At 72.2% G+C, this 20,450-nt stretch carries 19 protein-coding genes and 1 pseudogene; 15 read left to right on the top strand and 5 right to left on the bottom strand.

What is annotated here, in order from left to right:
- Window positions 1–11: 11 nt before the first annotated feature.
- Window positions 12–1,127, bottom strand: coding sequence for an acyltransferase family protein (locus ACGFWE_RS07320; protein ID WP_393598513.1), 1,116 nt, complete (start codon window positions 1,125–1,127; stop codon window positions 12–14).
- 146 nt (window positions 1,128–1,273) lie between these two features.
- Between ACGFWE_RS07320 and ACGFWE_RS07315 the strand changes: the two genes are divergently transcribed.
- Genes ACGFWE_RS07315 through ACGFWE_RS07295 form a run of 5 tightly spaced genes read left to right on the top strand, consistent with a single transcriptional unit; the run spans window position 1,274 to window position 6,886 of the window.
- Window positions 1,274–2,107: a M55 family metallopeptidase gene (locus tag ACGFWE_RS07315; RefSeq protein WP_393598511.1), complete on the top strand. Its 834-nt coding sequence runs from the start codon at window positions 1,274–1,276 to the stop codon at window positions 2,105–2,107.
- Window positions 2,100–3,404: a M20/M25/M40 family metallo-hydrolase gene (locus ACGFWE_RS07310; RefSeq protein ID WP_393598509.1), complete on the top strand. Its 1,305-nt coding sequence runs from the start codon at window positions 2,100–2,102 to the stop codon at window positions 3,402–3,404. Before ACGFWE_RS07315 ends, ACGFWE_RS07310 begins: the two co-directional genes overlap by 8 nt.
- A gap of 16 nt (window positions 3,405–3,420) precedes the next feature.
- Window positions 3,421–5,370 (top strand): LpqB family beta-propeller domain-containing protein, encoded by a 1,950-nt coding sequence (locus ACGFWE_RS07305; protein WP_393598507.1) that lies wholly within the window; start codon window positions 3,421–3,423, stop codon window positions 5,368–5,370.
- Window positions 5,367–6,290: an LD-carboxypeptidase gene (locus ACGFWE_RS07300; protein WP_393598505.1), complete on the top strand. Its 924-nt coding sequence runs from the start codon at window positions 5,367–5,369 to the stop codon at window positions 6,288–6,290. Before ACGFWE_RS07305 ends, ACGFWE_RS07300 begins: the two co-directional genes overlap by 4 nt.
- Before the next feature lie 20 nt (window positions 6,291–6,310).
- Window positions 6,311–6,886, top strand: coding sequence for a GNAT family N-acetyltransferase (locus tag ACGFWE_RS07295; protein ID WP_393598503.1), 576 nt, complete (start codon window positions 6,311–6,313; stop codon window positions 6,884–6,886).
- On the opposite strand, the gene ACGFWE_RS07290 is transcribed toward ACGFWE_RS07295, so the two are convergent.
- A complete protein-coding gene (locus ACGFWE_RS07290; protein ID WP_393598501.1) occupies window positions 6,858–7,205 on the bottom strand; it encodes a DUF6204 family protein in 348 nt (115 codons plus the stop codon). The genes ACGFWE_RS07295 and ACGFWE_RS07290 overlap by 29 nt on opposite strands.
- A 59-nt stretch (window positions 7,206–7,264) precedes the next feature.
- Between ACGFWE_RS07290 and ACGFWE_RS07285 the strand changes: the two are divergent.
- Window positions 7,265–8,157, top strand: a pseudogene (locus ACGFWE_RS07285) (arginase family protein).
- 46 nt (window positions 8,158–8,203) lie between these two features.
- Window positions 8,204–10,129, top strand: a complete 1,926-nt coding sequence (locus tag ACGFWE_RS07280; RefSeq protein ID WP_393598499.1) for a DUF5107 domain-containing protein — start codon at window positions 8,204–8,206, stop codon at window positions 10,127–10,129.
- A 13-nt stretch (window positions 10,130–10,142) separates the two neighbouring features.
- Here ACGFWE_RS07280 and ACGFWE_RS07275 read toward each other — a convergent pair whose 3' ends face one another.
- Window positions 10,143–10,493: a VOC family protein gene (locus tag ACGFWE_RS07275; protein ID WP_352381340.1), complete on the bottom strand. Its 351-nt coding sequence runs from the start codon at window positions 10,491–10,493 to the stop codon at window positions 10,143–10,145.
- A gap of 57 nt (window positions 10,494–10,550) precedes the next feature.
- Between ACGFWE_RS07275 and ACGFWE_RS07270 the strand changes: the two genes are divergently transcribed.
- Both ACGFWE_RS07270 and ACGFWE_RS07265 read left to right on the top strand, forming a co-directional pair.
- A complete protein-coding gene (locus tag ACGFWE_RS07270; RefSeq protein WP_352381339.1) occupies window positions 10,551–11,015 on the top strand; it encodes a phage holin family protein in 465 nt (154 codons plus the stop codon).
- A gap of 32 nt (window positions 11,016–11,047) precedes the next feature.
- On the top strand, window positions 11,048–12,055 hold the full coding sequence (locus ACGFWE_RS07265) for an SDR family oxidoreductase (protein WP_393598496.1): 1,008 nt from the start codon (window positions 11,048–11,050) through the stop codon (window positions 12,053–12,055).
- A 23-nt stretch (window positions 12,056–12,078) separates the two neighbouring features.
- Here the strand turns inward: ACGFWE_RS07265 and ACGFWE_RS07260 are convergent, their stop codons facing one another.
- A complete protein-coding gene (locus tag ACGFWE_RS07260) occupies window positions 12,079–13,170 on the bottom strand; it encodes an enolase C-terminal domain-like protein (RefSeq protein ID WP_393598494.1) in 1,092 nt (363 codons plus the stop codon).
- 3 nt (window positions 13,171–13,173) lie between these two features.
- Window positions 13,174–14,133, bottom strand: a complete 960-nt coding sequence (locus ACGFWE_RS07255) for an LLM class F420-dependent oxidoreductase (protein ID WP_352381333.1) — start codon at window positions 14,131–14,133, stop codon at window positions 13,174–13,176.
- A gap of 149 nt (window positions 14,134–14,282) precedes the next feature.
- Here ACGFWE_RS07255 and ACGFWE_RS07250 point away from each other — a divergent pair, with 149 nt between their 5' ends.
- From ACGFWE_RS07250 to ACGFWE_RS07225, 6 genes are read left to right on the top strand one after another with little or no spacing between them, the layout of a single operon-like run.
- Complete coding sequence (locus ACGFWE_RS07250; protein WP_393598492.1) at window positions 14,283–16,010, top strand: FAD-dependent oxidoreductase; 1,728 nt, start codon at window positions 14,283–14,285, stop codon at window positions 16,008–16,010.
- The gene (locus ACGFWE_RS07245; RefSeq protein WP_393598491.1) at window positions 16,007–17,854 is read left to right on the top strand and encodes a transketolase; all 1,848 of its coding nucleotides are present in this window, start codon (window positions 16,007–16,009) and stop codon (window positions 17,852–17,854) included. The genes ACGFWE_RS07250 and ACGFWE_RS07245 overlap by 4 nt, the downstream gene beginning before the upstream one ends.
- Window positions 17,851–18,783 (top strand): non-homologous end-joining DNA ligase, encoded by a 933-nt coding sequence (gene ligD, locus ACGFWE_RS07240; protein ID WP_393598489.1) that lies wholly within the window; start codon window positions 17,851–17,853, stop codon window positions 18,781–18,783. The genes ACGFWE_RS07245 and ligD overlap by 4 nt, the downstream gene beginning before the upstream one ends.
- Before the next feature lie 44 nt (window positions 18,784–18,827).
- Window positions 18,828–19,196: a gas vesicle protein gene (locus ACGFWE_RS07235; protein WP_352381326.1), complete on the top strand. Its 369-nt coding sequence runs from the start codon at window positions 18,828–18,830 to the stop codon at window positions 19,194–19,196.
- A gap of 60 nt (window positions 19,197–19,256) precedes the next feature.
- On the top strand, window positions 19,257–19,682 hold the full coding sequence (locus ACGFWE_RS07230; RefSeq protein ID WP_352381324.1) for a gas vesicle structural protein GvpA: 426 nt from the start codon (window positions 19,257–19,259) through the stop codon (window positions 19,680–19,682).
- The gene (locus ACGFWE_RS07225; protein ID WP_352381322.1) at window positions 19,679–20,449 is read left to right on the top strand and encodes a GvpL/GvpF family gas vesicle protein; all 771 of its coding nucleotides are present in this window, start codon (window positions 19,679–19,681) and stop codon (window positions 20,447–20,449) included. Before ACGFWE_RS07230 ends, ACGFWE_RS07225 begins: the two co-directional genes overlap by 4 nt.
- Window position 20,450: the final 1 nt, after the last annotated feature.

Below are 20,450 nucleotides of genomic sequence, written 5' to 3'. Positions count from 1 at the left end.
CGCCGGCCGGCCTAGCGGTGCCCCTGAGAGGGCACCCGGACCGTGTCGGGCGGGGTCTTCCGGAACGCCCACTCCATCCGCGGTTCCATCACACACCGGAAGAGGCGCCGCACGGGCGCGGTGCACAGCGCGGTCACCACCGCACCGGCCACCAGCGTGACGGCGATCTCGCCGAGCGGGGTGTGCGCCCACCGGTGACCGGCCCAGTCGACGTGGTTGCCGGCCTGCACGACGAAACCGTGCAGCAGATAGCCGTAGAGCGTGCCCGCGCCCAGCGTCGTGAACCACATGCTGCGCCCCGGCACCCAGGACAGGAAGCAGGCGACCAGGACGAGCGAGCAGGCGAAGAGCGCCAGCGTCATCGGCGGTCCGTACCAGGCCGGCACGCCGAAGTGATCGGCGGCGTCGCGGTGGAAGAACCAGGCGTAGTCCATGCGCGGGACCGCCCAGTACGAGAACACCGCCGCGCCGGCGAAGACCGGAACCGCGAGCAGCCGCACCCGCCACCGGCGTACCAGCGAGAAGTGCTCCGGGCGCAGACACAGGCCGAGCACGAAGTACGGCAGGAACTGCAGGGTGCGCTGGAGGTCGAGGTCGTGGCCGATGGACGGGCTGAGCGTGGCGAGCGCGGCGATGGTGAGGGCGATCGGCAGCGGCCACCGCACGACGCGCCAGATCGGGGTGGTCAGCCGCCAGATGAACAGGGCGGCGAGGAACCACGTCAGGTACAGCGGGTCCAGCAGACTGATCGCACGGTCCGGGACGCCGTCGGACCACCGGGTGAAATAGGTGTACGCCGTCTCGAACACGACGTAGGGGACGACGACCCCGGTGACCAGCCGCTTGATCTTCGCCGGGCTCGCGTCGAAGGAGCGGGAGAAGTAGCCCGAGACGATGATGAACGCCGGCATGTGGAAGGCGTAGACGAGCGTGTACAGCGCGGTGACGGTACGGCTGCCGGAGCGCAGCGGCTCCCAGGCGTGTCCCATGGCCACCAGCACGATCGCCAGGTACTTGGCGTTGTCGAAGAACGCGTCGCGCTGCTTCGGACGTCCGGGCGCGCTTCCCGGCGCGGCGGTCGCCGTCGTGGGCCGTGCCGGCCGGACCGGCTGTGCGGTGTCGCTCACTCTTCTCCTCGACCGTCTCCTGTGGAACCCGCGAGGGAGGATACGCGTCTCCTGGGAGTTGCCTGTGCGGCAGGGGTGAGCGCCATTCGGATCGGCTCACCCCTCGCGGGCGACGCAAACCTCCGCGACGCGTAACGTGGCGGACCATGAAGATCCTGATCAGCGCCGACATGGAGGGCGCCACCGGCGTGACCTGGCCGGCCGACGTGCTGCCGGGCACACCGCAGTGGGAGCGGTGCCGGTCGATGTTCACCTCGGACGTGAACGCCGCCGTGCTGGGCTTCTTCGACGGAGGCGCCGACGAGGTGCTCGTCAACGAGGCCCACTGGACCATGCGCAACCTGCTCCTGGAGCGGCTCGACGAGCGGGCGCAGATGCTCACCGGGCGGCACAAGGACCTCTCCATGGTCGAGGGCGTCCAGCACGGTGACGTCGACGGCATCGCGTTCCTCGGCTACCACGCGGGCGCCGGCCAGGAGGGCGTCCTCGCCCACACGTACCTCGCCAACTCCATCACCGGGGTCTGGCTGAACGACGTGCCCGCGAGCGAGGGGTATCTCAACGCCCATGTGGTGGCGGAGTACGGCGTGCCCGTCGTCCTCGTCACCGGGGACGACGTGGCCTGCGAGGACGCCCTCGGCTACGCCCCCGAGGCGCTGAAGGTCGCCGTCAAGGACCACGTCTCGCGCTATGCCGCCGTGTGCCGCACACCGGCCCGCACCGCCGCCGACATCAGGTCCGCGGCCAAGGAGGCGGCCCAGCTGGCGGTCCGTCAGGAGCCCGTGCAGGCAGGCCCGTTCACGATCGCCGTCGAGTTCGACGCCGAGCACCTCGCCATGGCCGCCACCGTGGTGCCGGGCGTGCGGCGGATCGGGGAGCGGAAGGTGGCGTACACCAGCGAGACCATGTACGCGGGAATCCGCACGTTCAAGGCGGTCACCACCATCGTCTCGGCCGCCGTGGAGGAGCAGTATGGCTGACCAGCAGGCACTGGACGAGGTCGTCCGGTTCACCTCCGACCTCATCCGCATCGACACCACCAACCGGGGCGGCGGCGACTGCCAGGAGCGCCCCGCCGCCGAGTACGCGGCCGAGCAGCTGGCCGGGGCGGGCCTTCAGCCCCTGATGCTGGAGCGCACCAAGGGCCGTACGAACGTCGTCGCCCGCATCGAGGGCACCGACCCGTCGGCGGACGCGCTGCTCGTCCACGGTCATCTGGACGTGGTGCCCGCCGAGGCCGCGGACTGGAGCGTGCACCCCTTCTCCGGGGAGGTCCGCGACGGGGTCGTCTGGGGGCGCGGGGCGGTCGACATGAAGAACATGGACGCGATGATCCTGGCCGTGGTGCGGGCCTGGGCCCGGCAGGGCGTACGGCCCCGGCGGGACCTCGTGATCGCGTTCACCGCCGACGAGGAGGCCAGTGCCGAGGACGGCTCCGGGTTCCTCGCCGACGAGCACCCCGAGCTCTTCGAAGGCTGCACGGAGGGGGTCAGCGAGTCGGGGGCGTTCACCTTCCACGACGGCGCCGGGCGGCAGATCTACCCCATCGCGGCGGGGGAGCGCGGCACCGGCTGGCTCAAGCTCACCGCGCGCGGCCGCGCCGGACACGGCTCCAAGGTCAACAAGGAGAACGCGGTCACCCGCCTCGCCGCCGCCGTGACCCGCATCGGCGAGCACGAGTGGCCGCTGCGGCTCACCCCGACCGTCCGCGCGGCCCTCGCCGAACTCGCCGCGCTCTACGGCATCGAGACCGACCTCACCGACGTGGACCGGCTGCTGGAGAAGCTGGGCCCCGCCGCCCAGCTGGTCGAGGCGACCGTCCGCAACAGCGCCAACCCGACCATGCTGGAGGCCGGTTACAAGCTCAACGTGATCCCGGGGGAGGCGGTGGCCTACGTCGACGGCCGCTATCTGCCCGGCGGTGAGGACGAGTTCCGTGCGACCCTGGACCTGCTCACCGGCCCCGACGTGGACTGGGAGTTCAGCCATCGCGAGGTCGCCCTCCAGGCGCCGGTCGATTCGCCGACGTACTCCCGGATGCGTACCGCCGTCGAGGAGTTCGCGCCCGAGGGGCATGTGGTGCCGTACTGCATGTCCGGCGGCACGGACGCCAAGCAGTTCTCCCGGCTGGGTATCACCGGGTACGGGTTCGCGCCCCTGAAGCTCCCGGAGGGCTTCGACTACCAGGCCCTGTTCCACGGGGTCGACGAGCGCGTCCCCGTCGAAGCACTCCACTTCGGCGTGCGGGTACTCGACCGCTTCCTGCGAACGGCCTGAGCGAGTGGGGGAGAACGTGCAGACGTCGCCATACGGTTCCTGGCCCTCGCCCATCGACGCGGCGCTCGCGGCCGCGCACGACGGGCACCCCGAATGGCTGGGCTTCGTCGGGGACGAGGTGTGGTGGACCGAGCCCCGGCCCGCCGAGGGCGGCCGCCGCACCCTGGTGCGCAGACGCGCCGACGGGACCGAGGAGCCGGTGCTGCCCGCGCCGTGGAACGTGCGCAGCCGGGTCATCGAGTACGGCGGCCACCCCTGGGCCGGTGCGGTGGTCGACGGCGCGCCGCTCGTGGTGTTCGTGCACTTCGCCGACCAGCGGCTGTACCGGTACGAGATCGGCGGCGAGCCGGTCCCGCTCACACCCGTCTCCCCGGTGGGCGGCGGACTGCGCTGGGCGGAGCCGCAGTTGAGGCTCGCCCTCGGCGAAGTGTGGTGCGTCCTGGAGGAGTTCACCGGGGACGGGCCCACCGACGTCCGCCGGGTCCTCGCCGCCGTACCACTCGACGGCTCGGCCGCGCGGGACCGTGACGCGGTGCGTGAACTCACCGACGACCGCCACCGGTTCGTCACCGGCCCGCGTATCTCTCCCGACGGCACGCGCGCGGCCTGGCTCGCCTGGGACCACCCGCGCATGCCCTGGGACGGCACGGAACTGGTCGTCGCCGAGGTCCTGGGCGGCACACTCCGGGAGCCCCGCACGGTGGCCGGCGGCCCCGAGGAGTCCATCGCCCAGGCCGACTGGTCGCCCGACGGCCGTCTGCTGTACGCGAGCGACCGCACCGGCTGGTGGAACCTCTACCGTGACGGAGAGCAACTCTGCCCGCGCGAGGAGGAGTTCGGCGGAGCCCTCTGGAAGCTCGGCCACCGCTGGTTCGCCCCGCTGGACAGCGGACTGATCGCCGTCGTGCACGGCACCGGCTCGACCGCCCTCGGCATCCTGGACCCCGAGACCGGCGAACTCGTCGACGCGGCGGGCCCCTGGACCGAGTTCGCGCCCACCCTCGCGGTGCACGGCGAACGGGTCGTCGCCGTCGGCGCCAGCCCCCGCACCGCCCACGAGGTCGTCGAGCTGGACACGCGCACGGGCCGGGCCCGGGTGATCGGCGCCGAGCACGACGACCCGGTCGACCCCGCGTACTACCCCGAGCCCCTGATCCGCGTCTTCACCGGACCGGACGGCCGGGACATCCACGCCCACGTGTACCCGCCGCACCACCCCGGGTACCGGGCGCCGGGCGACGAACTGCCGCCGTACGTCGTCTGGGCGCACGGCGGACCGACCGGCCACGCACCCCTCGTGCTCGACCTCTCCATCGCCTACTTCACCTCGCGCGGGATCGGCGTCGCCGAGGTCAACTACGGCGGCTCGACCGGCTACGGACGCGAGTACCGCAACCGGCTGCGCGAGCAGTGGGGCGTGGTCGACGTCGAGGACTGCGCGGCCGTCGCGCTCGCCCTCGCCGACGAGGGCACCGCCGACCGCGACCGGCTGGCCGTCCGCGGCGGCAGCGCCGGCGGCTGGACCGCGGCCGCCTCGCTCACCACGACGGACGTCTACGCCTGCGGCACGATCGCCTACCCGATCCTCGACCTGGCCGGCTGGGGCACGGGGGAGACCCACGACTTCGAGTCCCAGTACCTGGAGAGCCTGGTCGGACCGCTCGCCGAGGTCCCCGGACGGTACGCGGAACGCTCGCCCGTCGAGCACGCGGACCGGGTCACCGCGCCCTTCCTGCTGCTCCAGGGCCTGGACGACGTGATCTGCCCGCCCGCGCAGTGCGAGCGGTTCCTCGCCCGGATGGCCGGCCGACAGGTGCCACACGCATACCTCGCCTTCGAGGGGGAGGGCCACGGGTTCCGCCGTGCCGACACGATGATCCGCGCCCTGGAAGCCGAACTCTCCCTCTACGCTCAGGTGTTCGGGTTGAACCCGCCCGGCGTCCCGACATTGGAGCTCAGCAAGTGAAGGAACTCGTACGACCGTCCAGGCTCGCGCCCGGAGCCCGCGTGGCCGTCGTCGCCCCCAGCGGACCGGTGCCGGAGGAGCGACTCCTCGCCGGACTGGACGTATTGCGCGGCTGGGACCTGGACCCGGTCGTGGCCCCCCATGTCCTCGACCGGCACGGTGAGTTCACCTACCTGGCGGGCACGGACGCCGACCGGGCGGCCGATCTCCAGAACGCCTGGTGCGACCCCTCCGTGGACGCCGTGCTGTGCGCCCGCGGCGGATACGGCGTGATGCGCATGGTCGACCTGCTCGACTGGAACGCCCTGCGCGCGGCCGGTCCGAAGGTGCTCGTCGGGTTCAGCGATGTCACCGCGCTGCACGAAGCGTTCGCCGCCCGGCTCGGCCTGGTCACGCTGTACGGTCCGATGGCCGCCGGCATCGACTTCATCAAGAACGCGCGGGCCCAGGAGCATCTGAAGTCCACGTTGTTCGCGCCGGAGACGGTCCGCACAATCGCCTCAGGCGGCACGGCCCTCGTCCCCGGCCGGGCCCGCGGGGTCACCCTGGGCGGCTGTCTGTGCCTGCTCGCCTCCGAACTGGGCTCCGCGCACGCCAGGGCCGGTGCGCGCGGCGGGCTGCTCTGCCTGGAGGACGCCGGCGAGGAGACGTACCGCCTCGACCGCTACCTCACCCAACTCCTGCGCGCGGACCGGCTCGACGGGGTGCGCGGGGTGCTCCTCGGGTCGTGGGAGAGGTGCGATCCGTACGAGAGGGTGCGGGCGCTGCTCCTCGACCGGCTGGGCGGCCTCGGCGTGCCCGTCGTCGAGGAGTTCGGGTTCGGGCACTGCGAGGGGGCGCTGACGATCCCGTTCGGGGTGTCCGCCGAACTCGACGCCGACGCGGGCACCCTGACCCTCGACGAACCGGCCCTGAGCTGACGGCGTCGTAGGGTGGCGGGATGCCGCACACCGCACCCCGCCACCTCGCCGAAGGCCCCCGCGTGGGCATTCGTCCCTTCACCTACGAGGACGCCGCCGAGTTCACGGCGCGGGCTCGGGAGAGCAAGGAACTGCACCAGCCGTGGCTGTTCCCGCCGGACAGCGAGAGCGCGTACCGCGCGTATGCCGGCCGGCTGATCGAGGACCCTTCCAAGGCGGGGTTCCTGGTCTGCCAGAAGGACGGCGAGAAGAACGGTGAGCGGGGCGACGGGGCCCTCGCCGGGTTCATCAACATCAACAACATCGTCGAAGGCGGCTTCCGGTGCGGGGCCCTCGGCTACGGCGCCTTCGCGCACGCCGCCGGGCGCGGGCTGATGCGCGAGGGGCTGGACCTCGTGGTCGACCACGCCTTCGGGCCGATGCGGCTGCACCGCCTGGAGATCAACGCCCAGCCCCGCAACACCGCCTCCCTCGCCCTCGCCCGCAGCTGCGGCTTCCGGCTCGAAGGGTTCTCCCCGAAGATGATCTACATCGACGGGGACTGGCGGGACCACGAGCGCTGGGCGATCACCGCCGAGATGCGGGCTTCCGGTTGATCTTCATGGTGTCGAGGTCCGTGACCGTCGACCTCAGGTCGCGGAAGCCGTAGCCGAGTCCCCGGAGTGCCGTCTCCGCACGGTCCTCGGCGATCGCGCCCGCCATCTCCTCGCCGTCCGCCGCGTCCGACACCACCACGTAGCGCATCGAGAAGTGCTTCAGCGGCACCGGCTCGTACGACAGCGAGCCCTCCTCGGAGAACCGCATGCTCGCCATGCCATGGTCCGCCGCCTCGGCGAGCAGCCGGGCGCGGGCCTCGTCGGTGAGCCCCTCCCACGTGCCGCGGACGATCACCCGGTAGGTGTGCTGCTCACTCACTGCCGCTCCCTCGCGTATCTCCGTGGACGGTCGACTGTACGTCGGCGAGGATGATCCGCATGCGGAATATCGTCGTGCTGGACGCCCCCTCCAACCTCGGCCTGCGTCCGCCCGCCCACGGCACCGTGCCCGGCTGCTACAAGCTCGCAGGCGCCCTTCGGGAGCAGCGGATCGTGCAGCGATTGAACGCCCTGGAGGGCGGGGTGGTGGTGCCGTCGCGCTACGACCGCGGGGACTGGCAGGAGGGCGACGGCGTCTTCAACGCCCCCGCGATCGCCGCGTACACCGTGAGACTGGCCGACCGCATCGAGCGCCATGTGCGCGCCGGGGACTTCCCCGTCGTCCTCGGCGGCGACTGCTCCATCCAGCTCGGCGCCTCCCTCGCCCTGCGCCGCATCGGACGCTACGGACTGGCCGCGGTCGACGCCTCCCCGGACTTCCGGCACCCCGGCAACTCCGACCGGATCGGCGCGGCGGGCGGCGAGGAGGTCGCGCTGGGTACCGGGCGCGGGCAGGAGGACCTGACGGACCTGGAGGGGCTGAAGCCCTATCTGCGCGACGAGGACGTGCGGTTCTTCGGAATTCGCGACGCGTTCGAGGAGGACCGGGCCGAACTCGCCGCCCTGAAGATCCCGGTCGTGACCGTCGGCGACCTCCGGGAGTGGGGCGCGGACGCCCTGGCCCGGGCCACCGCCCAGGCCTTCGAGACCCCCTGGATCGACGGCTTCTGGGTGCACCTGGACGCCGACTGCCTCGACCCGTCCGTCATGCCCGCCGTCGACAGCCCGACCCGGAGGGGCTCCTGCCCGCCGAACTCGTCGCACTGCTGCGGCCGTTGCTCGCCTCCCCCTCCTGCGTCGGCCTCAACATCACCATCTACGACCCCGACCTGGACCCCGAGGGCACCGCGGGCGCGCTGCTGACCGACATCGTCGTGGACGCCTTTGCGTAATCCTGACCGGCAGCTCCCCTGGCCGACTCACCGACGAGCGGTTTCCATGGTGATCGTGACGACGATCCGGCGAGACGTACTCACCCTGCCCGCCGCACCGCTGGGCCCGGACAACCCCCTGCCCCCGCTGCGGCTCCTCCACGAGGTGCATCGCCTCGACGTACGCGACCGGGACGACCTCCCCCGGGAGATGGCCCGGCAGGCCGGTTACGGGCAGCTCGGGAGCCTGCTGCCCGTCCGCGTCCGGGACGGCTACGGCAGAGAGCGCGCACCCCGCGAGCTGGAGACGATCGTGATCGAGAACGACCGGCTCAGGGCCACGGTCCTCCCCGGCCTCGGCGGCCGCGTCGCCTCCCTCTTCCACCAGCCGACCGGGCGCGAACTCCTCTACCGCAACCCGGTGTTCCAGCCCGCGAACTTCGCCCTGAACGGCGCCTGGTTCTCCGGCGGCATCGAGTGGAACATCGGCGCCACCGGCCACACCACCCTGTCCTGCGCCCCCCTGCACGCCGCCCGCGTGCCCGCCCCGGGCGGGGGAGAGATGCTCCGCCTGTGGGAGTGGGAGCGCCTGCGGGACCTGCCCTTCCAGGTCGACCTCTGGCTGCCGGAGGGCTCGGACTTCCTGTACGCCGGGGTACGGATCCGCAATCCGCACGAACGCCCGGTGCCGGCCTACTGGTGGTCGAACATCGCCGTGCCCGAGCAGCACACGGTGCTCGCCCCGGCCGAGGAGGCCTGGCACTTCGGATACGAGCGGCACCTGAGCCGGGTGCCCGTCCCGCCGGACCCGCAGGCCGGCCCGCATGCCGCCGACTACTTCTACGACCTGCCCGACGCGCAGCGCCGCTGGATCGCCGCCCTCGACTCCGAGGGGCACGGGCTGGTTCAGACGTCCACCGACGTGCTGCGCGGCCGCAAGCTGTTCGTGTGGGGGACCGGTCGCGGCGGCCGGCGCTGGCAGGAGTGGCTGACCGAACCCGGCACCGGCGGCTACTGCGAGATCCAGGCCGGGCTCGCCCGCACCCAGCTGGAGCACGTACGGCTGGAAGCGGAGAGCGAGGTGGCGTGGCTGGAGGCGTACGGGCCGCTCGGCGCGCCGCCGGTGCCGGCCGAGGCGGAGGCGCGCCTGGAGGCCGTACTGCCGCGTGCCGCCGTCGACGAGGCCTACGCCGCCTGGAAGCCGTACGCCGACACTGAACCCGGCGAGACCCTGGCCGTCGGGTCGGGCTGGGGCGCCCTCGAAGTGCTGCGCGCCGACCTGAAGCTGCCCGGCACACCCTTCGACGAGACCACCCTCGGCCAGGCCCAGGCGCCCTGGCTGGAGCTGCTGCGGGCCGGGTCCTTCGCCGAACCGCGCCGGGTACGGCCGCCCGGCGAGAGCCTGGTCGCGCCGCACTGGCGGGACATGCTGGAGACCGCGCCCGCCACCCCGCTCACCGAGTACCACCTGGGAGTGGCCCAGTGGCACGCCGGTGACCGGGCGCAGGCGGTGCGCAGTTGGGAGCGGGGGCTCGAACTGGCGCCCTCGCGCTGGCCGTTGCTGCGCTGTCTCGCCGTCGCCGACCGCGAGACCGGCAACCGCGAGCGGGCCGCCGACCGGTACGCCGACGCCTTCGACGACCTGTGCCACGAGCGGCGCGACGACGGCGAGTCGTGGACGGCGGCCACCGCCGCGCTCGGCCGCGAGACGCTTCAGGCGCTGCTCGCGGCGGGGCGTACGGCCGAGGCGCGTGCCGTGTGGGAGCGGCTGTCCCCGGCGATCCGGGCACGCGGCCGGTTCCGGCTGGTCGAGGCCCGACTGCTGCTCGCCGAGGAACGGCCCGAGGCGGCCCGGGCCGTCTTCGACGAGGGCTTCGAGGTCGCCGACCTGCGGGAGGGCGCCGAGGCGATCGGCGACCTGTGGAACCGCGTCAGCTCCCCCGAAGAACCGCTGCCGCCGCACTACGACTTCCGTATGCGGCCCGAGACATGACGCCGCGGGCCCACTAGCCGACGTTGCGGTCCACGTACTCGTACACCACTCCGTCGGGATGCATCGCGATCAGATTGCGGCCCACCGGCGTGGGCACCGGGCCCGCGAGGACACGGGCGCCCAGCTCGCTGAGCAGCCGGTGGGCCTCGTCGACGTCCTTCACCGCGATGGTCGCCGCGACCTTGCGCAGCACCTCCAGCTCGGCCTCCGGGCCGCTCATCAGCAGGAAGCAGCCCACCGCGGCCACGTGGACGCCGCCGCGCTCGAAACGGAGGGCCTTGGCGCCCGCCAGCCGTTCGTAGAAGACGACCGCGGCCTCCAGATCGTCGACACAGACACGCAGCGTGGTTCCCAGAATGTCCATGCGGAGGAGCCTAATGGGGCGGCGTTATGCGCACGCCCGTGCGGGTACCCGGCGGCCATGGAGCGCTTGGATCACCTGGAGCATCTGGACAGGCATCTCGTCGAGGAACTGGCGCAGGTGGCGCGCGAGACCGTACGGGACGAGCTGCGCGAGCAGACGCGCAAGCAGCGCCGTACGGCCATGTTGTACGCCGCGTCCGGCGCCGTCGCGCTGTACGCGGGAGCGGCCCTGGCACTGGCCGTGGGTCTCGCCCTCGCCCTCGGGCTGCCCGACTGGGCGGCCGCGCTGATCACCGCCGTGATCCTGGGGGCCGTGGCCTATGCGCTGCGCGGAGCCGCCAGGCCCGCCGCGTCCCGGCCCACGGCCGGCCGGGCGGAGACGGTGGCCACGCCGCCGAGCGGGGCCGGGACGCCGATTCCGCCCATGCCGCCGGTCGCCCCCGGGGCGACGGGCACCGCCGAACCGGGCGTGGCGCCGCGGCAGGACGACAGCGACCCCGAGCAGCCGCACCACCGGGCGTGACACGTGGTGCGCGACGCAGGAAGGACACCCGCGTGAAGCACGGCAAGGTCGTCGTGGTGACCGGGGCCACCGGCGGCGTGGGACGGGCCACCGTCCGGGCCTTCGCCGAACGCGGAGCCCGCGTCGCCCTGCTGGCCCGGGGCCGCGAGGGCCTCGCGGCCGCCGCCGACGAGGTGCAGCGGGCCGGTGGTGAGACGCTCGTCGTGAGCGTGGACATGGCCGACCCCAAGGCGGTCGACGACGCGGCCCAGCAGGTCGTCGACGCCTACGGGCACATCGACGTCTGGGTCAACAACGCCTTCTCCGGGGTCTTCGCGCCGTTCACGGAGATCACCGCGGACGAGTTCCGGCGGGTGACCGAAGTGACGTACCTGGGCTATGTGTCCGGCACCCGGGCCGCCCTGCGCCACATGCTGCCGCGGGACCGCGGCACGATCGTGCAGGTGGGGTCCGCGCTGGCCTACCGGGGCATTCCGCTGCAGTCGGCGTACTGCGGGGCCAAGCACGCCATCCAGGGCTTCAACGAGTCCCTGCGGTGCGAGCTGCTCCACTCGGGCAGCGGTGTGCGGACGACGATGGTGCAGATGCCGGGCCTCAACACCCCCCAGTTCGACTGGGTGTTGAACCGGATGCCCGGGCGGGCGCGGCCGGTGGCGCCGGTGTACCAGCCGGAGGTCGCCGCGCGCGCGATCGTGCACGCGGCCTTCCACGGGCGCCGGCGGGAGTACTGGGTCGGCGGGTCCACGGTGGCCACGCTCATGGCCAACGCGGTCGTGCCGGGGCTGCTGGACCGCTACCTCGCCCGCACCAACGTCGAGGCACAGCAGGAAGAGGGCGAGCACGGCGGTCCCGGGAACCTGTGGGCCCCCGCGGACGGGCCGCACGGGCGGGACTTCGGCGCGCACGGCCGGTTCGACGAGGAGGCCGTGTCCTCCAGCCCGCAGGACTGGCTGTCCCGGAACCGGGGACGCGTGCTGGTGGCCGCGGCGGCCGGTGGGCTGGGCGCCGCGGTGACCGCCGGGCTGCGGCGACGGGGCTGAGCGAGCCCTGATCGGGAGGCTTCTCAGGCCACCCGGTACTCCTCCACCTCGTCCGTGCGCAGCGTCAGGCCGTGTCCCACCCCCGCCACCGGGCGGACCGTGCCGCCGGTCGGGTCCAATGCCCCGTCGAAGAACATGTCCTCGATGCGGACGTGGTCGTGGAACCACTCCATGTGCCGAATGTTGGGGATCGCGGCGGCGGCCGCGGCGTGCGCGTGCGGGGCGCAGTGCGTGGAGACCTCCAGGCCGTGGGCCTGGGCCAGCGCCGCCGCGCGCAGGAACTCCGTCACACCACCGCAGCGGGTCGCGTCCACCTGGAGACAGTCCACCGCGCCGGCCGCGATCATGCGGGCGAAGTACGGCAGGTCGTAGCCGTACTCACCGGCCGTGACGTCACAGACGAGTGCGTCACGGACCAGGCGCAAACCTGTCAGGTCGTCCGAGGACACCGGTTCCTCGAACCAGCCGACACCGAGTTCCGCCAGGGCGTTGCCCACCCGGACCGCCTGCTTGCGGGTGTAGGCGCCGTTCGCGTCGACGTACAACTCCGCGTCGGGGCCGATGACTTCACGGGCCGTACGGACCCGGGACAGGTCGCGCGGGACCGCCCGGCCCCAGCTCTCGCCGATCTTCAGCTTGACGCGGGGGATGCCCTGACCGTGCACCCAGCCGTTGAGCTGCGCGGCGAGATGCGTGTCGTGGTACGTCGTGAAGCCGCCGCTGCCGTAGACGGGAACGCGTTCGCGGACGACGCCGAGCAGGCGCGCCAGCGGGAGTTCCAGGAGGCGGGCCTTCAGGTCCCACAGGGCGATGTCCAGGGCCGAGATCGCGCAGGCCGCGATGCCCGGACGGCCCGCGTTGCGGACCGAACGGCACATCGCGTCGTGCAGCGCGGGGATGTCCAGCGCACTGCGGCCCTCGACCAGCGGTCCGAGCTGCTCGGTGAGGAAGTCACCGACCGCGGCCGGGCCGTACGTCCAGCCGGTGCCGGTCTCCTCACCGGTCGTCACCTCGGCGATCACCATGGTCGTGGTGTCCCAGGCGAACGTGCCGTCCGCTTCGGGGGCGTCGGTGGGCACCGTGTACGCCGAGACGACGGGCCGGTGCAGTTTCATCGTTCACCCCTGCTGGAGCTGGGGCAGCACCTTCGTACGGTAGAAGTCGAAGAAGCCGCGCTGGTCGGGGCCGATCTGGTTGACGTAGATCCGGTCGAAGCCCGCGTCGGCGAAGGCGTTCAGGGCGGAGACGTGCTCGTCGACGTCGTCCCCGCACACCGACTTCTCGCGCACCATGTCCTCGGTGACCAGCGGCTCCAGCTGTTCGAAGTGGCGCGGCGACGGCAGGATCTGGGCCATCTCGCCGGGCAGGAACTCGTTGAACCACAGCTTGCGGACCGTACGGACGCACTCGTCGCGGTCGATGCCGTAACAGACCTTCGTGCCGCCGATGACCGGTTTGCCGGCCCCGCCGCCCTTGCGGAACTGCTCCACCATCGACTCGTCCGGCATCATCGTGATGAAGCCGTCGCCGACCCGGGACGCGAGCGCCGTCGCCGCCGGGCCGAAACCGGAGATGTCGATCGGGACGGGCTCGTCGGGGACCGTGTACAGGCGGGCGTTCTCCACCGTGTAGTGCTTGCCGTGATGGTTGACCTCCTCGCCCGTGAAGAGGCGCCGCATCACCTGGATGGACTCCTCCAGCATTTCCAGCCGGATGTGCGCGGGCGGCCAGACATGCCCGAGAACGTGCTCGTTGAGGGCTTCGCCGGAGCCGACGCCGAGGCGGAAGCGGCCGTTCGTCATGACGGCCGAGGTCGCCGCGGCCTGCGCCACCACCGCCGGGTGGATCCGCACGGTCGGGCAGGTCACCGCCGTCTCGATCGGAAGGGACACCGCCTCCGAGAGCGCGCCGATCACCGACCACACGAAGGGGCTCTGGCCCTGCGCGTCGTTCCACGGGTGGTAGTGATCGGAGATCCACAGCGAGCTGAAGCCCGCCTGCTCGGCCATCCGCGCCTGTTCGACGAGGTCCGCGGGACCGAACTCCTCGCACGACAGGAAATAGCCGTATTCGGGCATGGGGGGTACCTCCGGCGGTTCTGGCGGTTCCGTGATGAGAGGGGCCTTGCCCGAGTACCCGGCGGCCCGTACGGAAACCGGCGTTTGGGTGCCCTGGCCGGGGGGACGCGGAAGGCTCCCGAGGTACGCGACAGCCCCGGAGGCGAACCGTGAGTCGACCCCGCATCGTGATCGTCGGTGCCGGCTTCGCCGGGTACCGGACGGCCAAGGAACTGTCCCGAAAAGCCCGCGGCAAGGCCGACATCACCCTGCTCAACCCGACCGACTACTTCCTGTATCTGCCCCTGCTGCCCCAGGTCGCCGCCGGGATCCTGGAACCCCGGCGGGTGACCGTCTCCCTCTCCGACACCCTGCCGCGCGTGCGGCTGGTGCTCGGCGAGGCCGACGGCATCGACCTGGACGCCCGCACCGTCCACTACACCGACCCCGAGGGCACAGGCGGCACGCTCGCCTACGACCGGCTGGTGCTGGCCGCCGGAAGCGTCAACAAACTCCTGCCCGTCCCCGGAGTCGCCGAGCACGCGCACGGCTTCCGGGGCCTGCCCGAGGCGCTGTACCTGCGCGACCACGTGACCCGGCAGATAGAACTCGCCGCGACCGCCGACGATCCCGCGACCTGCGCCGCCCGGTGCACCTTCGTGGTGGTCGGCGCGGGCTACACGGGCACCGAGGTCGCCGCGCACGGGCAGCTGTTCACCGAGGCGCAGGTGCGGAGGCACCCGCTGCGGGAGGGCATGCGGCCGCGCTGGATCCTCCTCGACACCGCGGAACGGGTTCTGCCCGAGCTCGACGCACACCTGTCCCGCACCGCCGACCGCACGCTCCGGGAACGGGGTGTGGAGGTGCGGATGGGCACCTCCGTGAAGGAGGCCACGCCGGACGGCGTGCTGCTGACCGACGGCGAGTTCGTCCCGACACGGTCGCTGGTGTGGTGCGTGGGCGTACGGCCCGATCCGCTCGCCGAGTCGCTCGGACTGCCCCTGGAGCGCGGGCGGCTGCTCGTCGACCCGAACCTGCAGGTGCCGGGGCGCCCCGAGGTGTTCGCGTGCGGTGACGCGGCCGCGGTGCCCGATCTGGACAACCCGGGTCAGTACACGCCGATGACGGCACAGCACGCCTGGCGGCAGGGCCGTACGGCGGCCCTCAACGTCGCCGCCTCGCTGGGCGCCGGGGTGCGCCGCCCCTACGAACACCGGGACCTGGGCTTCGTCGTGGACCTCGGCGGAGTGAAGGCCGCGGCCAACCCGCTGGGCGTCCCGCTCTCCGGTCTCGCGGCCGGTGCCGTCACCCGCGGCTATCACCTCGCCGCGATGCCGGGCAACCGTGTCCGGGTCGCCGCCGACTGGCTGCTGGACGCCGTACTCCCGCGCCAGGCCGTCCAGTTGGGACTCGTGCGGTCCTGGTCGGTACCGCTGGACACCGCCTCCCCGGAGCTGGCACGGATGCCCGCACGGCCGACGGCACGCCAGGAGGCCGAGGCGCGCTCGGGGCCCGGGGCGGCGACGGAGGAGGAAACGAGGCCGGGCGGGCACGCACCCGAGCAGGCCGGGCCGGAACAGGCCGCGACCGTACACGCCGATCCGGAGGAACCCGTGGCCGTACAGAGCGATGCGGAAGAGCCGACGTTCGTGGCGAGCGCGGGCGAGGCGGTGATCTCGGAGGCGAAGGCCCGCGAGGCGGCCGATCAGGACCCGCCTGAGCGGCAGCCTTCTGGGCAGGAGCTGTCAGAGGGGCGGGCGCCCGAGCAGAAGGCTCCGGAGCCCGCGAAGAGCCAACCTGGCCCCGAACCCGCCAAGAACCAACCCGGCGGTGAGCCGGGTCAAGCCCCCGGCCCCGTCGAGCGCGCTGACACGGACCCCGCAGAAGGAGACTCATGAACACCGGTGAACTCGTCGAACTCGCCCAGCAGTTGCGCGTGGACAGTGTCCGCTCGTCGGCCGCCGCGGGCTCCGGGCACCCGACCTCCTCGATGTCCGCCGCCGACCTGATGGCCGTACTCCTCGCGAACCACTTCCGCTACGACTTCGACCGCCCCGAGCACCCCGGCAACGACCGCTTCGTACTGTCCAAGGGGCACGCCTCGCCGCTGCTGTACTCCGCGTACAAGGCGGCCGGTGTCGTCGACGACGAGGAGCTGCTGACCTTCCGCAAGCTCGACAGCCGCCTCGAAGGACACCCGACCCCGCGCAAGCTGCCCTGGGTCGAGACGGCCACCGGTTCACTCGGCCAGGGGCTCCCCGTGGGCGTCGGCATCGCGCTGTCCGGGAAGCGGCTGGACCGCACCGACTACCGCGTGTGGGTGCTGTGCGGTGACAGCGAGCTCGCCGAGGGCTCGATCTGGGAGGCCGCCGAGCACGCGGGCCACGAACACCTGGACAACCTCACCGCGATCGTGGACGTCAACCGGCTCGGCCAGCGCGGCGCCACCCGGCACGGCCACGACCTCGACGCCTACGCCCGCCGCTTCCAGGCCTTCGGCTGGCACACCGTCGAGATCGACGGCCACGACGTGGACGCCATCGACCGCGCGTACGGCGAGGCCGCGTCCACCAAGGGCCAGCCCACCGCGATCCTCGCCCGCACCCTCAAGGGCAAGGGCGTCGCCGACATCGAGGACCGCGAGGGACTGCACGGAAAGCCGCTGAAGAACGCCGACGACGCCATCGAGGAGCTCGGCGGCGTACGCGACCTCCGCGTCCAGGTGCAGGAGCCGCCGGCCGCCCGCATCCTGCACGCCGTCCACGGCGGGGACCTCGAACTGCCCCGCTGGGACACCGGCGAGGAAGTGGCGACCCGGGACGCCTACGGGCAGGCCCTCGCCGCCCTCGGCACCGGACGCGGCGACGTCGTCGCCCTGGACGGCGAGGTCGGTGACTCCACCCGTACCGAGCTCTTCGCCAAGGAACACGCCGACCGCTACTTCGAGTGCTACATCGCCGAGCAGCAGATGGTCGCGGCCGCCGTGGGACTCGCCGCGCGCGGCTGGGTGCCGTACGCCGGAACCTTCGCGGCCTTCCTCACCCGCGCCTACGACTTCGTCCGCATGGCCTCCATCAGCGGAGCCGGCCTCAACCTCGTCGGCTCGCACGCGGGCGTAGCCATCGGGCAGGACGGACCCAGCCAGATGGGCCTGGAGGACCTGGCGATGATGCGGGCGATCCACGGCTCGACCGTGCTGTACCCGTGCGACGCCAACCAGACCGCCCGCCTGATCGCCGAGATGGCCGACCTGGACGGCATCCGCTATCTGCGCACGGGCCGCGGCGAGAGCCCGGTGATCTACGGCGCCGACGAGGAGTTCCCGATCGGCGGCAGCAAGGTGCTGCGCTTCTCCCAGAGCGACCGGCTGACGATCGTCGCCGCGGGCGTCACCGTGCACGAGGCACTGAAGGCCGCCGAGGCGCTGGACCAGGAGGGCATCCGCGTCCGGGTCGTCGACCTGTACTCGGTCAAGCCCGTCGACCGGGAGACCCTGCGGCAGGCCGCCGAGGACACCGGCTGCCTGCTGACCGTGGAGGACCACCGCGAGGAGGGCGGCCTCGGCGACGCCGTCCTCGACGCCTTCACCGACGGCCGGCCCGTACCGCGCCTGGTACGCCTCGCCGTCCGTACGATGCCCGGCTCGGCCTCGCCCGACGAGCAGCTGCACGCCGCGGGCATCGACGCCGAGTCGATCGCGGCCGCCGCACGGCTGCTGGTGGAGCAGGCGATCGTGCCGTGAGCGGGGACGACGTACGGACCGTACGCGCGGGGAAACACACCGTCGAGGTGCACCGGCCGGACAAGGTGCTCTTCCCCGGCGGCGACGGCGCCAAGGAGTACACCAAGGGCGATCTCGTCGACTACTACCGGTCCGTCGCGCCCTTCATGCTGCCGCACCTGCGGGGCCGTCCGCTCATGCTGGAACGGCATCCGGACGGGGTCACCGGCCCCCGGTTCATGCAGAAGAACACCCCGGACTCCTACCCGGAGTGGATCGGCCGCGTCGAGGTGCCGAAGGAGGGAGGCACCGTCTGTCACACCGTCTGTGACGACACCGCCACCCTCCTGTACCTCGCCGACCAGGCCTCCCTCACCCTGCACCGCTGGCTGTCCCGGGTCGGGAGCGTCGAGCGGCCCGATCGGATGGTCTTCGACCTCGACCCGGCCGGGGACGACGACTTCGCCGCGGTGCGCGAGGCGGCCCAGCTGCTCGGGGAACTGCTCGACGAGCTGAAACTGCCCTCGGCGCTGATGACCACCGGCTCGCGGGGCCTGCATGTGATCGTGCCCCTCAACGGCCGGCACGGCTTCGACGAGGTCCGGGAGTTCGCCAGGGACGTCGCCGACACCCTGGTCGCGGGGCACCCCGACCGGCTCACCACCGCCGCCCGCAAGAAGGACCGCGGCGACCGCCTCTACCTCGACATACAGCGCAACGGCTACGCGCAGACCGCCGTCGCACCCTTCACCGTACGTGCGAAACCCGGGGCACCGGTGGCGACCCCGATGGCCTGGGCCCAGCTGGACGATCCCGGCCTGGACGCCCGTCGCTGGACCATCGCCGACGCGGTCGAACAGGCCCGCACCAATCCCTGGGCCGGGGTCATGACCAAGGGGCGCGCCCTCGGTCCCGCCCGGCGCAGGTTGAACGCGTTGATGTCCGCTTGAAGGTTTGGCGAAGGATCGAGCGGCCACCCGAGGTGAGAGGTGCCATGTCGAACACAAACAACTCATCGGAAGCACAGGATTCACGGAACTCCCGCAAAGGGACAGAAGAGGACGCGGAAGAGAACGTGGCGGAGAACAGGCGGCCCAAGCCCATGGAGGTGCTGCGCAACGCGCGCACCCAGCTGGCCGAGCTGACCGGCATGGACGCCGAGAACGTGTCGTCCTTCGAACAGACCGAGGACGGCTGGTCGCTCGAGATCGAGGTCCTCGAGCTGTCCCGCGTGCCCGACACGATGAGCCTGATGGCGAGCTACCAGGTCGAACTCGACCCGGAAGGCCAGCTCACCGGCTATCGGCGCGTTCGCCGTTACGAACGCGGGCGCTCGGACGCACAGCGGCAGGGCGGCCGCTAGCCGGCTCCGCCACGCAGACATCCGTTCACCAGCACACACAGAAAAGGAGGCGCGGTCGACATGACCGTTGTCCCGGCACAACAGGGCGGTGGCGGAGGCGGCTCCAGCGGCCTCTACGACGTTCTGGAACTGGTCCTCGACAGGGGTCTCGTCATCGACGCGTTCGTACGGGTCTCCCTGGTCGGCATCGAAATCCTCAAGATCGACGTACGGGTCGTGGTGGCCAGCGTCGACACGTATCTGCGGTTCGCCGAGGCGTGCAACCGGCTCGACCTGGAGGCCGGGCCGCGCAAGGACCCCGGCCTGCCCGACCTGGTCGGCGAGATGACCGAGTCCGGCGCCCGCGGCAAGTCCAAGGGAGCGCTGTCCGGCGCCGCCGAGACCATATCCGGTGCCTTCAAGCAGGCCCGTGAGGAAGGTCAGACGGAGTCCAGGCCGCGCGCCCGCAAGGCGACGTCCTCGCGCCGGAAGGAGGAAGAGGAGTGAGCACGTACGTCTACGGCATCACCGCCGCTTCCCACCCCACGCTGCCCGAGAACCTGGTGGGCGTCGGTGACCCCCCGCTGCCGGTGCGGGTGCTCACGGAGGGCGAGCTGGCGGCCATCGTCAGTGACTCCCCCGAAGGGCTGCGGCCCAAGCGCCGTGACCTCCTCGCCCACCAGAACGTGCTGAGTGAGGCGGGTGCGGAGGGCTGCATCCTGCCCATGCGGTTCGGCAGTGTGGCCCCCGACGACGGCACCGTCACCGGGGTGCTCGCGGAACGCCAGGAGCACTACCAGGAGCGCCTGCGGACCCTCGACGGCAAGGTCGAGTACAACGTCAAGGCCACCCACGACGAAGAGGCCGTACTGCACCGCGTGATGTCCGACAACCCGGACGTCCGCGCCGTGGCCGAGGCCAACCGGAAGGCGGGCGGCGGCAGTTACGACGACCGTCTCCGGCTCGGCGAGATGGTCGTGGCCGCGGTCAAGGCCCGCGAGGCCGAGGACGCCGGCGAGGTGCAGCGCACCCTGGAACCGGTCGCCGACGCGATCAGCGTGGGCCCCGAGTCCTCGGGCTGGCTCGCCAACGTGTCCTTCCTCGTGGAGCGCGACTCGGCCGCGTCCTTCCTGGAGGCGGTGGACGAACTCCGCAAGGCCCATCCGCACCTGGACCTGCGGGTCAACGGCCCGCTGCCGCCGTACAGCTTCGTCGACCCGGGCCCGGGCGAGCCCGCGGGCACCACGGTCGGCATCGACCACGCGGAGGAGTGAG

The sequence above is a fragment of the Streptomyces sp. NPDC048523 genome (assembly GCF_043199815.1).
Classification (GTDB): Bacteria; Actinomycetota; Actinomycetes; order Streptomycetales; family Streptomycetaceae; genus Streptomyces.
Note: the sequence above shows the minus strand (reverse complement) of the source record. Positions and strands in the feature narration are given on the sequence as shown.

Bases quoted from the DNA above. Each gene is read 5' to 3' on its own strand.
- ACGFWE_RS07275 (WP_352381340.1), bottom strand. From the start codon at position 10,493: ATGGACATTCTGGGAACCACGCTGCGTGTCTGTGTCGACGATCTGGAG.
- ACGFWE_RS07295 (WP_393598503.1), top strand. From the start codon at position 6,311: ATGCCGCACACCGCACCCCGCCACCTCGCCGAAGGCCCCCGCGTGGGC.
- ACGFWE_RS07310 (WP_393598509.1), top strand. From the start codon at position 2,100: ATGGCTGACCAGCAGGCACTGGACGAGGTCGTCCGGTTCACCTCCGAC.
- ACGFWE_RS07260 (WP_393598494.1), bottom strand. From the start codon at position 13,170: ATGAAACTGCACCGGCCCGTCGTCTCGGCGTACACGGTGCCCACCGAC.
- ACGFWE_RS07315 (WP_393598511.1), top strand. From the start codon at position 1,274: ATGAAGATCCTGATCAGCGCCGACATGGAGGGCGCCACCGGCGTGACC.
- ACGFWE_RS07245 (WP_393598491.1), top strand. From the start codon at position 16,007: ATGAACACCGGTGAACTCGTCGAACTCGCCCAGCAGTTGCGCGTGGAC.
- ACGFWE_RS07280 (WP_393598499.1), top strand. From the start codon at position 8,204: ATGGTGATCGTGACGACGATCCGGCGAGACGTACTCACCCTGCCCGCC.
- ACGFWE_RS07270 (WP_352381339.1), top strand. From the start codon at position 10,551: ATGGAGCGCTTGGATCACCTGGAGCATCTGGACAGGCATCTCGTCGAG.
- ACGFWE_RS07230 (WP_352381324.1), top strand. From the start codon at position 19,257: ATGACCGTTGTCCCGGCACAACAGGGCGGTGGCGGAGGCGGCTCCAGC.
- ACGFWE_RS07255 (WP_352381333.1), bottom strand. From the start codon at position 14,133: ATGCCCGAATACGGCTATTTCCTGTCGTGCGAGGAGTTCGGTCCCGCG.
- ACGFWE_RS07235 (WP_352381326.1), top strand. From the start codon at position 18,828: ATGTCGAACACAAACAACTCATCGGAAGCACAGGATTCACGGAACTCC.